This is a genomic window from Streptomyces sp. NPDC101165 (assembly GCF_044768135.1).
Taxonomy (GTDB): Bacteria; Actinomycetota; Actinomycetes; order Streptomycetales; family Streptomycetaceae; genus Streptomyces.
In genome coordinates this window covers 209586-221307 of record NZ_JBIWPG010000008.1, presented here as the reverse complement: position 1 = coordinate 221307, position 11722 = coordinate 209586, and the positions used below count along the sequence as shown (strand labels likewise).

The 11722-nt window shown below is 67.2% G+C and carries 13 protein-coding genes and 1 pseudogene; 5 read left to right on the top strand and 9 right to left on the bottom strand.

What is annotated here, in order from left to right; translation table 11 throughout:
• Positions 1-216: 216 nt before the first annotated feature.
• The 4 genes and pseudogenes from ACIRVH_RS19135 to ACIRVH_RS19120 all read right to left on the bottom strand — a co-directional run bounded on the left by ACIRVH_RS19135 (position 217) and on the right by ACIRVH_RS19120 (position 4010).
• Positions 217-1008 (bottom strand): DUF4239 domain-containing protein, encoded by a 792-nt coding sequence (locus tag ACIRVH_RS19135; protein WP_403954490.1) that lies wholly within the window; start codon positions 1006-1008, stop codon positions 217-219.
• Between the two features lie 319 nt (positions 1009-1327).
• Positions 1328-1414 (bottom strand): annotated as a pseudogene (locus tag ACIRVH_RS19130) (glutamine synthetase); the annotation flags it as partial.
• Between the two features lie 890 nt (positions 1415-2304).
• Entirely contained in the window at positions 2305-3369 is a 1065-nt protein-coding gene (locus tag ACIRVH_RS19125; RefSeq protein WP_403954488.1) for a CU044_5270 family protein, read from the bottom strand.
• Complete coding sequence (locus ACIRVH_RS19120) at positions 3366-4010, bottom strand: RNA polymerase sigma factor (RefSeq protein ID WP_403954486.1); 645 nt, start codon at positions 4008-4010, stop codon at positions 3366-3368. The genes ACIRVH_RS19125 and ACIRVH_RS19120 overlap by 4 nt, the downstream gene beginning before the upstream one ends.
• A 1616-nt stretch (positions 4011-5626) precedes the next feature.
• Here ACIRVH_RS19120 and ACIRVH_RS19115 point away from each other — a divergent pair.
• Positions 5627-5914, top strand: coding sequence for a hypothetical protein (locus ACIRVH_RS19115; RefSeq protein WP_403954483.1), 288 nt, complete (start codon positions 5627-5629; stop codon positions 5912-5914).
• 76 nt (positions 5915-5990) lie between these two features.
• Here the strand turns inward: ACIRVH_RS19115 and ACIRVH_RS19110 are convergent, their stop codons facing one another.
• Positions 5991-6203, bottom strand: coding sequence for a hypothetical protein (locus ACIRVH_RS19110; RefSeq protein WP_403954481.1), 213 nt, complete (start codon positions 6201-6203; stop codon positions 5991-5993).
• A gap of 280 nt (positions 6204-6483) precedes the next feature.
• Here ACIRVH_RS19110 and ACIRVH_RS19105 point away from each other — a divergent pair, with 280 nt between their 5' ends.
• Entirely contained in the window at positions 6484-6687 is a 204-nt protein-coding gene (locus ACIRVH_RS19105; RefSeq protein WP_403954478.1) for a cold-shock protein, read from the top strand.
• A gap of 210 nt (positions 6688-6897) precedes the next feature.
• Here the strand turns inward: ACIRVH_RS19105 and ACIRVH_RS19100 are convergent, their stop codons facing one another.
• A complete protein-coding gene (locus ACIRVH_RS19100) occupies positions 6898-7074 on the bottom strand; it encodes a hypothetical protein (protein ID WP_403954474.1) in 177 nt (58 codons plus the stop codon).
• Positions 7075-7609: 535 nt separating this feature from the next.
• Here ACIRVH_RS19100 and ACIRVH_RS19095 point away from each other — a divergent pair.
• A complete protein-coding gene (locus ACIRVH_RS19095) occupies positions 7610-7741 on the top strand; it encodes a hypothetical protein (RefSeq protein WP_403954471.1) in 132 nt (43 codons plus the stop codon).
• Between the two features lie 14 nt (positions 7742-7755).
• On the opposite strand, the gene ACIRVH_RS19090 is transcribed toward ACIRVH_RS19095, so the two are convergent.
• From ACIRVH_RS19090 to ACIRVH_RS19080, 3 genes are all read right to left on the bottom strand, one after another.
• Positions 7756-8217, bottom strand: a complete 462-nt coding sequence (locus ACIRVH_RS19090; RefSeq protein WP_403954468.1) for a hypothetical protein — start codon at positions 8215-8217, stop codon at positions 7756-7758.
• Between the two features lie 85 nt (positions 8218-8302).
• Positions 8303-9145 carry a helix-turn-helix domain-containing protein gene (locus tag ACIRVH_RS19085; RefSeq protein WP_403954464.1) on the bottom strand — a complete coding sequence of 281 codons (843 nt, stop codon included), beginning with the start codon at positions 9143-9145 and terminating at the stop codon, positions 8303-8305.
• Positions 9142-9678 (bottom strand): DUF6879 family protein, encoded by a 537-nt coding sequence (locus tag ACIRVH_RS19080; RefSeq protein WP_403954461.1) that lies wholly within the window; start codon positions 9676-9678, stop codon positions 9142-9144. The genes ACIRVH_RS19085 and ACIRVH_RS19080 overlap by 4 nt, the downstream gene beginning before the upstream one ends.
• 380 nt (positions 9679-10058) lie before the next feature.
• Between ACIRVH_RS19080 and ACIRVH_RS19075 the strand changes: the two genes are divergently transcribed.
• Both ACIRVH_RS19075 and ACIRVH_RS19070 read left to right on the top strand, forming a co-directional pair.
• Complete coding sequence (locus tag ACIRVH_RS19075) at positions 10059-10322, top strand: helix-turn-helix domain-containing protein (protein WP_403954458.1); 264 nt, start codon at positions 10059-10061, stop codon at positions 10320-10322.
• Between the two features lie 88 nt (positions 10323-10410).
• Positions 10411-11676 (top strand): tyrosine-type recombinase/integrase, encoded by a 1266-nt coding sequence (locus ACIRVH_RS19070; protein ID WP_403954935.1) that lies wholly within the window; start codon positions 10411-10413, stop codon positions 11674-11676.
• The last annotated feature ends 46 nt before the right edge of the window (positions 11677-11722 follow it).

Below are 11722 nucleotides of genomic sequence, written 5' to 3'. Positions count from 1 at the left end.
GGCTCCGCGGTAGGCGTACTACCAGAATCTCGCGTAGTCGGTGAGACGCACGGGGGCCGACGGTCCGCGACCGTCGGCCCCACGGGATCGTTCCACCGGGAAACCGGCTCCGACCTGCCCTTACAGCACCGGCAGATTCTTCCGCAGCTCGAACGCGGTCACCTCGAGGGGGTTTCGGTGGCGCGCACGTTCCCGGCCCGGCCGGACCTCACCACGTCACTTGCCCCAGTATTTCCTCAGCTGACCTTCCATGAATGGACGCGGACTTGCGCTCACTCCGCCGGCGAAGGGGTGGTCGAGGACGAGGACGAGAACGAGGCTCAGGCCTACCAGCAAAGCGATCGTCCCTACGAAAAGTAGCTGCACCTTGAGGTTCTCCACCCCGTAAAGCAAGGTGACCAGTATGACGACCACTGCTCCCCCGTAGGTGAGGACCTGCAGGAGAACGGGCAATCGTTGCGTTGCGGCCAGGATGCGGGTTCTACGCTGTGCGGTCACATCGTTCAGTCGCCGCACCGACTCATTGTAGAAGGCCTGTTCGGAAGTGCTTTTAGGATTGTAATCCTGGAGGACTCCATACAATGCCTCGAGCTTACCCGAGGTCGCACTGAGGCTATTTTTTCCCTCACGCATCAGTGGCCATGCATCCTCTACGACAGCGTGGACGTAGCCCCCGATCGCACGGTCCATTTTTTTCTGCACATCGTCTGGAAACGAATGCGCGTTGCGGGAGATTACAGCGAGATCTGTAGCCTCCGAAGTCACCACTACTTGCACTTGCTCAAGTTCGGTCCACAAGGTCACGATGACGAAAGCAAGGATGATTCCGTAGATGGCTCCGAACAGTTCAAGTACCGTGCGGGACACGTCATTGGTGACGCCATTGATCAAGACAGGGAAAATACGTCGCGTCACCAAACAAGCGGCGAGCGACAAAACAACAACGCCTCCAACCACGAGGATCGCGAGGCTGGCCGTGTTCAGGTTGTTGAGTAGCCAAAGTCCCACGCCGGCGACTCTAGCATGTGCGACCACATATTACTGATTCCCAATGACGTTTCTATATTCCGTCAGTCCTTATTTTCGACGCATTGAGCCTTTCCAACCTGGCGTGTGGGCCGTGCAGTTGGAGTGAAGGACAACACCCCTGGCGTTCGGCCCGCGGAGAACGCTCCGTTCACCGCGGCGCACGCGGTGCGCGCGGTAGATGCCATGGACCGGACAAACGTGGAGACGGCCCAGACCCCGTGAGACGCGGTGGGACCCACGGGGTGCGAACGTCAGCGCCGCTCGCTGCAGAACTCAGCAAAACCGCTCCGACCTGCCCTTACAGCACCGGCAGATTCTTCCGCAGCTCGAACGCGGTCACCTCGGAGCGGTACTCCTCCCACTCCGACTTCTTGTTGCGCAGGAAGTGACGGCGGCTCGGAGCAACCTCACGCGATCACCGTCGGCGCAGCGCTGACCTGCGATAGAACGGCCGTCATTGGTCGTTGTTGGTCGCCGTGGGCCACCCTTCGACGGCCCACAGACGGCCCCGCCCGAGCATCGGCACCGCGCTCTCGCTCCCCGACCTCAAGATCGGCATCTGCGGCAGGCTGGCCGCGCGGCGACCCAGTCGGAGGGCAGCGACTTCCGCTGACCGGAGTAGGGCGGCACCTTGTGCGGGGCGGCGCCCTTCCGTCCATTGCCTGCGGAGATTGTCAAGCCAAGTCGCTGGCCAGGCTAAATGGCGATTGCTGGCGTTGGTTGCGGTTGATCCCGCGTGACGTCGTTGTGCCCTCGGTGTGCCCTCTAGGAGCCGGCCGGGTCCCACCGCGCGGACGGTCGGCAGCCGCGCCGTCATGACCGTTGGCGGTTGCTGTTGGTCGCCCTCGGACGGCCCGGAGACGGCGCAGCTGGCGCGGCTGGCAATTTTCAGCGGGCCGCCCCTAGTAGTCCTGACCAGCGTGGTAGCCGCTGCAAGAGGAGCACGCCTCGGAGCTGAGACGACGGCAAGGGCGACCGCCAACACCCCGGGCGCCAGTAGTGGCCGTTCACCGAGCGGTTCGGAGTACGAGCAGGCCGCCCACGACACGGCGAGCGACCTGCTTCCCTCATAGCGTTCTACTGCTTGACGTCAGCTCTGGCCGGCCGTACGGCGCCTGCGCGCGATGAACATTGCGCCGGTGCCGACCCACCACGACCGCGCGAGCGACACCCGAGACGACGGGAGTACTGCTTGACGCGCCGGTCCTGATCGCGTGGCACCATACGCACTGCCCAGCGCCGTCCCAGCTGGCTCCCGGCGGGGCGATCGCGTTCTCACGCACCGGTACCTTGCGCGCCGGGGCGCTGCTTCTGGGCGTCGACGACGGCCCGCTCCAGTACGGCGGTGGATTCGATGACCGTGCCGGGCTTGATGCCGTAGGCCTGCTTGACCTGGACAGCGCGGCTGCCGAGATAGGCGTACGTCTTGGGGTCGAAGATCCACTCGGTGCGGTCGCCGCTCTTCTGGTCGACGTGGGCCAGGGCGATGCCCTCGCGTCCCGCGGCGTCCTTGGCGTGGTCCACCACCACAACCCCGGGGATCTTGGCGGCGGCCCGGTACAGCGCTGCGTTCAACTTCGCCGGTGCGAGCTGCTCCCCGAGCAGGCCGCCGACAGTGGCGAATGCCTCCTGGTCCGGGGAGTTTCCCTGGCCCTTGGTCTCCTTGTAGATCTTCTTCAGCAGGGCGTCCGGGTCGGTGGGCAGCGTCTTGAGGTAGTCGTAGGAGGGGCCGCCCAAGCTGCTCTCGACGTCGCTGTCGAGGGTGACACCGCCCTTGGGCTTGTAGCCGGGCTCGTCCAGCCAGCCCTGCTTGCCGTCGGGGGAATTCCAGACCTCACGGATATGCAGGGGCTGGACCCAGGCCGTGGACTCGTCTGCGTCGGTGTGCGAGACGACGAGGTAGGAGACCTCGCTCTTGATGTAGATGTACTGGCCCGGGCCGGGTTCGGGCGTCTTGCTGGCCGAGGCGGCGGCGGCGATGTGCTCGACGGTGGAGGCGAGCTGGGCGGTGCTGCCGGGCTCGATGCGCACGACCGGCGCTTCGACCGGGGGCGGGGTGGCCGCGGCCGGGTCGATGCCCCCGGAACCGGTCAGCGCGGTGAAGGCGAATGCGCCGGCCAGGGCGGCGGCGGTGACCGGGACACCGATCAGCAGGACACGGCGTGCCGGGCGGCGGGACGGCGCAGGGGCGGGAGCGGTGGACTGGATCTCGTTCATCAGGTGCTCCTCGAGAAGCAGGTGACGGTCGAGCGACAGGTGCGGGTCTCCCGGCGCCGGCAGCAAACGGGCCAGCTCCGCGTAGTCCAGCGACTCCTCACGCCGCGACTTCTTGCGGATCATTCGGACCTCTCCTCGTACGACTCATGTGACCGGGCCGCAGAAGTGCGGCCGCCCTGTACTTGTCCGTTGCGCGGTGGCGGTTCCCTGCGCTTTCTCAGTTCTTCCTCGGCCAGCTTGCTCAGCCGTCTGCGGGCGCGGGACAGGCGTGAGCGCACGGTGCCGACCGGGACGCCGAGCACGGCCGCCGTCTCCGCGTAGCTGAGCCCGGACCACACACAGAGTGTGAAGACCTCGCGCTCGCTCCGGTTCAGCTTCTTCAGCACCCGCTGGGCAGCAGCCAGTTGGTCGGCATCGGCTATGCGGCCGACGAGTTCGTCGGCGAAGTCCGGGACCGTTTCCTTGGCTGGCAGGCGCTCCAAAGCCCGCTGGTGGCGGCGCGCAGCGCGGGTGGTGTTGCGCAGTACGTTCACGGCGATGCCCATCAGCCAGGGGCGCGGACTGTCGCCCTCGTCCCGCAGCTTGACGCGCAGCCGCCACGCCTCCAGGAAGGTCAGCGAGACGATGTCCTCGGCGACGGCCCAGTCCCCGGTCACACGCACCGCGTGCCGGTGGACCAGTCGGGCGTGGTCACGGAAAAGCTCGCGGAACGCCTCGGGGTCGCCTGCCCGTATCCGGGTGTGCAATGAGTAGTCCACGTCCATCCTTGTCCACACGTCAGGGCAGGTTCCCGTGGCGTGCGTCACACGGTCAGGAGACATGGGGCTCCGCGGCCAGGCTCGCACATCACGTCCGCCGTCTCCGTGGGCTGAGCCACATCTCGGGCGGCAGCGAGTACTGGGCGGCACGGCAGTTGAGCAGCAGGGCAGGTGGCGTTCTCGGGTTGAGTGGAGCTTTTCTGTCATCGGCTCGATCTGTGGAGATCTTCTAAGAGCTCGCGCAGGCAGGCGCGTTGGGGTACCTCGGTAGTAGAACAGGCGCAGGCCCTGGTGACGACGCTGTGATCACCGGGAGACCTGTGCCTGCCCTGCCCGCGGCCCGGCATCCGGTCCACGCCTGGTCCACATACGCTGATCCACAACGTGACGGAGCCGGATCAAGGTGAGACAGACCCGATGCAGAAGGGGTGCCTCTCAGCGAGAGACACCCCTTCTGACCAGCACGTCTATAATCTGCGGAGTCGGTGCGATCCGAGCTCACGGAGACGCTTTCACGTCCTCACGTTTTTCAAGACCTCCCGCGAGCCGTCGCTGACTAAGTCTGTGACCTGGCCACTCGCCGCTCTCACAGGCCAGCCGCCCTATGCTTTGGCCGCAGGCTGGCCGTGGACCCCCTCAGGCGCCCTGCTACCTACGCATTACGAGTTGTGCGATCTTGGTCCGGGAGTATCCATGGGCGTCCGCGCATGCCGTCTCTTACGAGATCAGGGGGCATCCCTGGTACCGATGGACGAAGGTGGACGCTCCCGGAATGAGCAGGAACTGAGACTGCAACTGAGACCGTCGCCCAAGACGTCTCGCTGGCCCCGCTCTCACGTGCTTGAACCCGCAGCCCCTTCGTCCCGAATTAGGCCCTGGAAGATCGCCTACCTGTTCTCCAGATAAAATATGCAGGTCAGGGTGTTGGGGAGCGTTGGTCTCCGTCGGCGCCTCAGAGGTCTCGACGCAAGATCATCTCCAGGATTTCTCCAAGGCACGCTCCCGCTCACTGCGCGCGGTGCTCTCGTTCGCATCTTGCCGGGCTGGTGGAGAGGGAGACGCACCAGTGCCGCTCTTCGCTCCCTGGAAACATCGGTGCGGGCGCGCTGAAGGCTGCCCTACGATCACTCCGCCTGCGCCGACCGGCCCGCTGTAGACCCGCAGCACCGGCCCGTTGCGGAGGGGGCCAGCCCGTTCGAGCCGGGCCAGGTGGACTGACACCCGCTTTAGAACTCCTAACGAAATGATCTTCGAGGTCGTTGGATCACTCCGGGACCGATGATCCGGGGGTACGGGGTGGCGCGGCCGAAGCCGTGGGAAGTCGACAACGAGTTGTAAGCGGTGATCGAGCCGCTGCTGCACGCGCTTGGCACACGTCTCGGTGCCCTTCCGCGGCTTGCGCGGACGGGTGCGCCGGCCGTCTCGCCGAGTTCGGAGAGCGGCAGCGTCCACGGCGGCCGCGTACAGCGCCGCCGTGCCACGCCGTGCAGCGCCCCGCAAACCCGGCTCGGCCACGACCGGGACGGCGGGGCTTCGTGCGCTCGGGCTACGTTGCCGATCATCCAGGCACTTTGCCTTGGTCAATCCAGGCAACTGGTCCTGTAAGCCCCAAAATGGGGGGCATGGCAGCCCATGTATACAGCGATGACGCGGTCGTCATCGCCGGATCCACTCAGATCCCGGTCCAGGCCAAGCTTCGAAAGCCCTACACCCAGCCGTCCGAGAAGTGGTTCGGCACCCTGGCGCCAGACAACCCGCAGGCCGACCTGTACATCCTGCTTGAAAACAGCGACCGGCTCGCCTTGCGCTTTCCTGATGGCAGCGAGGCCACCTTCACGGCTGATTGGACTGCTGTGAACGGCGTGACCGGCTCCATCCGCATCGACGGGACGGGCCCGGCGCCGTTCTAGGGGAACGCACTGCACATCCTGAGCGCCTCAGCGTCGCGCAGAGGCGTACGCACACGCTGTTCCGCCGAGAGGGTGCTCAGCGCTCCCACACCTCCGGGCCGCCGCCATGCCACTCGATCAGCGGATGGTCCATCACATCCACCTCATCCACGTCCTCCAACCCCGCGCGCTGAAGGAACACCGACAGGTCGTGCAGGCTGTACGCCTTACCGAGGAACTCACCGTCGACCCGGACATACCGGCCACCGCCCGCCCCGGGCGGTTCCACGATTTCACGACGCTCAGCCATAGCCTCAGCCTCACCCAGTAGCAGGTGAGGCGCACTTGGGAGACCGCTGTCAGTGGCGGCCGGTCGTCCCACGGGGTCGCGTGCCGTCGTGGTTCTTTGTGGCTGAGTGCCATCGGCCGGTGTAGCGTTCCTGATCAGCAGTCGTGGTTCCGAAGTCCCGTTCGCCCGTGATCGCAATCGCGGGCGTTTTTGCTGTTTAACGCCTCTCCGGACCAGGGCGATCACCTCCGGATCCCGCACGGTGCGGGACCCGATACGAGTCCTATCGAAGGAGACAGGCATGGCCAAGGGCACTGTGAAGTGGTTCAACGCGGAAAAGGGCTTCGGCTTCATCGAGCAGGAAGGCGGCGGCCCCGACGTCTTCGCCCACTACTCGAACATCGCCACCCAGGGCTTCCGTGAGCTTCAGGAGGGCCAGAAGGTCGAGTTCGACATCACGCAGGGCCAGAAGGGCCCGCAGGCGGAGAACATCCGCCCCCAGTAACGCTGGATGCGGACGAGCCCCCGGCTGGTGCAGACCTGGCCGGGGGCTCTGTGCGCCACCCCCGGGGACGGGGGGAGAAACCGGGGCGGGCGCCTCCAAGTACCGGCACCAGCCGAGTTGAGGCCCATTGGACGCCGTGTGTCTGTGCCGGATGGTGGTGATTCACCGTGGCATCCGGTCTACGCAGAATCGATTCACCACACCCTTGCGTCACCCGAACGCACCACCGGCCGCGCCGGCAGTCCGCCGCCAGGGCTGCGCGCTGTTCAGCTCTTGGACGGGACGATGAACGCTCGCCGCGGCTTGTGGCTCCGGGGAATCGGGCTGCCGGGCGCGTTTCCACGCGGCCACCAGCTCCGCGTACCGCGGGTCGATCCACTCGGACATGCGGCCTCCTTTCGGCAGGGAGGCTAGTGGAGCGGCCGCCTCGACGGGGGTGACGAGGCGGCCGCCTCTCCAGCGCCGTTCCCTCCCCCCCCCAATTCGCCGTCGGGGGCACGCTGGAGTCTTGCTCGCTGCCCGCACGTGCGCGGGGAGCGGAGTTCAGCTCAGGACGTCCACTCGATGCCCTTCACGTCCGTGATGGACTTCCGGCCGGTGTAGTGATCGACATGCCTGCGGTCCTCGTGCGGTGCCCTGGTGCACCGCGCCGTGCCGCCCTTGTACGGCTCCCAGCAGTACCCAGCGGCCCGGCCTGCTGCCCGCGACGCCTGCTCCGTAGCGGCCTCGGTCTTCTTCGGGGGTCATCGGCGTAGCTCCAGGGCCAGGGCGCGCAGGGCGCGGCGGGTTTCGCAGAGGGAGGCGTCGTCCGTGCACTGCTCGCACCCGCCCGGGTGGGTGCGCACCAGCGCCAGCAGCGGCTTGAGGGTGAGCGGCGCCAGCCTCGGGGGTACCAGCGGCCGGGTACGCCCTGGATGCTGTCGTGTCGGGGCTCAAGGTCTACGGCGGTGTCGCCGTGGAGTTCAGCCGCACACCACACGCAGTGCGCGCCTCGCAGTTGGGTGGCCGTCAGCACGTCGGGGGCGGGCAGGCCGAGCTGGGCCAGCGCCCCTGACTGAGTGGCGGTGCTCATGCCTGTGCCTCCGCTTCGGGTCGATAGCCGCCCGGGCCGAACGCGGCCGCGAGAAGCGTCGGGTCGGTGAGCTGGCCCGTGCCGTCCGGGAGCGCCAGCCACCACCTGCCGCTGAGGGAGTGCACGACGGGCGGGCAGTTGAGGGTCCAGCCGGTCGGGTGCACGGTGAGGCCGGCGACGTCGTCGAGTTCGTCCGTGAGGCCGGGCGGGAGCAGCCACCAGGCCAGGCCGCGGGGGATGTCGGCGAGCACCGGGCCGTGGGGGTTGGAGCCCAGTCGCCGGATCGCTTCGAGGGATCGCGCCAGCGTGGCCTCGGCGACCTGCCAGTGAGGGCCGGCGGGGATCGCGGCGAGCTGCTGCGCATCCCACGCCTGCTGCGTCGCTACGGGATCCGGTGCGCAGGAGAGAAGCCACTCCTGCCCCGCGCGCACCGGCGCCAGGGGAACGTGTGTCGCCATGTCTGGACGGTACGTAGCGCCGTTGCGGACGAGCGCGCCGATTGCGCCAGATTGCGCGTCCTGCTCCCGAGTTGAGGCCGGTTGCTCAACCGAGGTCGAGCGAGGCCGTTGCCCGGCCGATCAGACGGCGCGCCTGCTGACCTTGAACGGCGGACTCTTCGAGCCGGTCCCACACCCTGCCATACAGGGCGACGTCCTCCGTGGTCTCCAGCGTGAACTCGGTGTTGATGGTCTCGACGACCACGCGCGCCTCATCGAAAATCCAGAAACCGTGCTTCGGGGAGAGCTTCAACCGGGCGCCGAACGGCACGATGCCCAGCTCGATCTGCGGTAGCCCGATCAGGCCGATGAGCCGATCGAGCTGGCCGGCCATCACCTCGGCCGGTCCAACGAGGGCGTGCAGCGCGCCCTCCCACACCAGGACACGGAACAGCTTGTCGCCCTCGTACAGCACCTCTTGGCGTCGCATGCGGGCGTTCACGGCCTCGTCGGTGTCACGGGGCGACTGCATCAGCTCGGCGTTCAGGATGAGCAGGTGCCGCGCATAGTCCGGGGTCTGGAAGAGGCCCGGGATGACGGTGGCCTCGTAGCCGCGGACGGTCGCTGTGCACCGGTACTCGGCGACGTACCGGTCTTGCACGGCGCGGTGCCCGGTGGCGAGCTGGCGGCGCCAGGAGCGCTGCTGAGACTCCAGCCCGCGCAGTCGGCTGTGTAGGTCGGCCAGCTCGCCGGGAGCATCCAGGGCGAGCGCCCACGCTTCTAGGTCGGCGGCCGTGGCGGTCTGCTTGCCGTTCTCCAGCCGGGACACCTTCGACCGCTGCCAGCCCAGCCGTTCAGCGAGGTCCTTGCTCTGCAGGCCGGCCTCGGTGCGCAGCTCACGCAGCCGCCCACCGAGGGCCTCGCGGCCGGACTGGTAATCGGTGCTCACCCGGCAGACGGTACCTGGGCTTGGAACTGCCTGGTAGGGACGGCGAAGTGCCAGGCTGCGTCCCGGGCTTGGCAGGCGCGGACGACGGTCGCAGGCTCCTCATGGACCTCCACCCCGAGGGTCACGCCATCCTCGTCGATGACGAACTTCACGACCGTGCGGGAGTCGAACAGCCAGAAGTCGTACTCCGGCAGGCCGAGCCGGACGGCGTCGGCGCGCCACAGGTTGCGGATGTCCTCGCCCGCGGCCTCGTTGCTCGGTGCGCGGGCGAGCAGGAACTGCTGTCCCTCGGTGGGTGGGTCGTCGACCAGGCGCACCCGCTCGAAGCGTTTCCCGGCGGCGGTCTGGGCGGCGATGTTCTGCCGCCAGGCGTCCAGCGGATCGTTCGCGAATTCCTCGCCCGCCTTCCACCGGGCCCAGTTGGGGCTCACGCGGTCGGTGGCATAGCCGCGTTGGGTCTCCAGCCGCCAGGCGGTGTGCTCGAACTCGGTGAACAGGTGGGTGATCTCGTCGAACGGGATCAGGTCGGGCACGCGGTCTACTCCTTGTCCTGCGCTGCGTTGTCGCGGGGCGTGAAGCGGGTGAGCAACTCGCGGGGGACCCGGACGAACGACTCGCTGGCCGCGCCGCACCACCACAGACACCACCCCTTCTCTTTTTCCTAAGAGAAGAGACGCTGCGTCACCCGCGTCACCACGGACCAGGAAACGGCCCCTGACCTGTGGCTAGATCGGTGACGCAGACGGCCGACACCTGCGTCATCTCGCGTCACCCGCGTCACGACTGACAGAGCCCCGCCCCGCCCTGCGACACGCCCCGAGCGACCCGCGTCACCGCATAGCAGCAGGTCAGAGCCACAAATGACGTGCGTGACGCGATGACGCAGAATCCCGCACCTAGGACAGACGCGGCCATGCCCTCCCCACTTGGAGTCCCTTTGGCAAAGCCGACAGACCCCGACCCCCGCGCCATCCTCCGGGGAGGTCTCCCGGACCGGTACCTCACCCCCGACGACATCGCCGAGATCTTCGAGGTGCCCAAAGAAACCGTCTACCAGTGGCGCAAGAAGCGCATCGGGCCGCCCGGCTTCCGCGTCGGCAAGCACGTGCGCTACGACCCCGCCGACGTGCACGCCTACGTCATCCGCCAAAAGGACGCCAGCACCGACGCGGCCTGACGCAGCCACCCATCGCACCACCCAACTCCCCGGGGAGGGTCACACCGTGGCCCTCCCCTTCCCATGCCCAGAAGGGGCTACGCCTTACATGGCTGGCCACATCCAAGACCGCTGGTACAAGACCGAGACCGACGCCAACGGCAAGACCGTCCGGGTACGCACCGACCGGTACGGCAAGGGCCTGCGATACCGCGCCCGCTACATCGGTCCGGACGGGACCGAGAAGAGCAAGTCGTTCCCCGACGGACAGAAGCGACTGGCCGATCAGTGGCTCGCCCACATCGAGGCGGACATGTCTCGGGGGCAGTACGTGGACCCTGCCGCCAGCCGAGTGACGTTCCGGCAGTACGCCGAGAAGTGGCTGAACACGCAGACCACCGACATGACCACGCGAGAGTCAGTGGAGTCCGCGATTCGCGGCCACGCGATCCCTTATCTGGGCCCGCGGCCTCTCGGCTCCTTCAAGCCGGAACACATCCGGGATTGGCTCAGCGAACTGGAACGGGCCGTCCCTGCGTCGTCGTACCGACGCGTGATCTACAACAACGTGTCGACGGTCCTCAACGCGGCCGTCGACGACGGCCACCTGCCGAAGAATCCGTGCCACGCGCAATCGGTGCGTCCGCCCGCTGCGGGAACTGGTCGCGTTGTGCCGTGGAGCGCAGAGCGCGTCTTCGCCGTACGGACCGCACTCCTGGAGCGATACCGCGCAACGGTCGACCTCGGAGGCGGATGCGGACTCCGGCAAGGCGAGATCTTCGGGTTGCCCGTCGATGAAATCGGCTTCGACTCCGGATGGCTACACATCGTGAACCAGGTCAAGGTGACGAAAGAGGGTCTCGTGTTCGCCCCACCGAAGCGGAACAAGGTCCGCGACGTCCCCTTGCCCGACCGCGTGGCGCACGTCCTCAAGCAGCACATGGAGGCGTTTCCCCCGGTAGAGATCACCCTGCCCTGGCTGCGGGTGGACGGCCCGCTCGTCACGAAGCGGCTGCTGTTCACCGGTCTCAACGGCGCGGGTGCGGTTCGCCGTACCGACTTCAACGACCGGGCATGGAAACCTGCTCTTGTCGCGGCTGGAGCGATCCCCCAGCCGAGGCCGGGCGAGCGTCACCAGGCTGCCCGCGAACACGGCATGCACGCGCTCAGGCACTTCTACGCCTCGGTTCTGCTGGACGCCGGCGAGAACGTCAAGGCTCTGAGCAACTACCTCGGACACAACGATCCGGGGTTCACGCTCCGGGTCTACACACATCTCATGCCGAGTAGTGACGCACGAGCCCGGAAGGCCGTCGACGGCCTGTACGAGGGCACCGATCCGGCGCCGGACGGCCCACAGACGGCCCAAGGCTAGTGAGACGCGATGGGGCCGACGGTCCACGACCGTCGGCCCCACGGGA

What these genes read in the sequence shown, in the direction of transcription:
- ACIRVH_RS19075 (WP_403954458.1), top strand. Translation starts at nt 10,059, where the DNA reads ATGCCCTCCCCACTTGGAGTCCCTTTGGCAAAGCCGACAGACCCCGAC.
- ACIRVH_RS19125 (WP_403954488.1), bottom strand. Translation starts at nt 3,369, where the DNA reads ATGATCCGCAAGAAGTCGCGGCGTGAGGAGTCGCTGGACTACGCGGAG.
- ACIRVH_RS19115 (WP_403954483.1), top strand. Translation starts at nt 5,627, where the DNA reads ATGGCAGCCCATGTATACAGCGATGACGCGGTCGTCATCGCCGGATCC.
- ACIRVH_RS19100 (WP_403954474.1), bottom strand. Translation starts at nt 7,074, where the DNA reads ATGTCCGAGTGGATCGACCCGCGGTACGCGGAGCTGGTGGCCGCGTGG.
- ACIRVH_RS19105 (WP_403954478.1), top strand. Translation starts at nt 6,484, where the DNA reads ATGGCCAAGGGCACTGTGAAGTGGTTCAACGCGGAAAAGGGCTTCGGC.
- ACIRVH_RS19120 (WP_403954486.1), bottom strand. Translation starts at nt 4,010, where the DNA reads ATGGACGTGGACTACTCATTGCACACCCGGATACGGGCAGGCGACCCC.
- ACIRVH_RS19090 (WP_403954468.1), bottom strand. Translation starts at nt 8,217, where the DNA reads ATGGCGACACACGTTCCCCTGGCGCCGGTGCGCGCGGGGCAGGAGTGG.
- ACIRVH_RS19110 (WP_403954481.1), bottom strand. Translation starts at nt 6,203, where the DNA reads ATGGCTGAGCGTCGTGAAATCGTGGAACCGCCCGGGGCGGGCGGTGGC.
- ACIRVH_RS19070 (WP_403954935.1), top strand. Translation starts at nt 10,411, where the DNA reads ATGGCTGGCCACATCCAAGACCGCTGGTACAAGACCGAGACCGACGCC.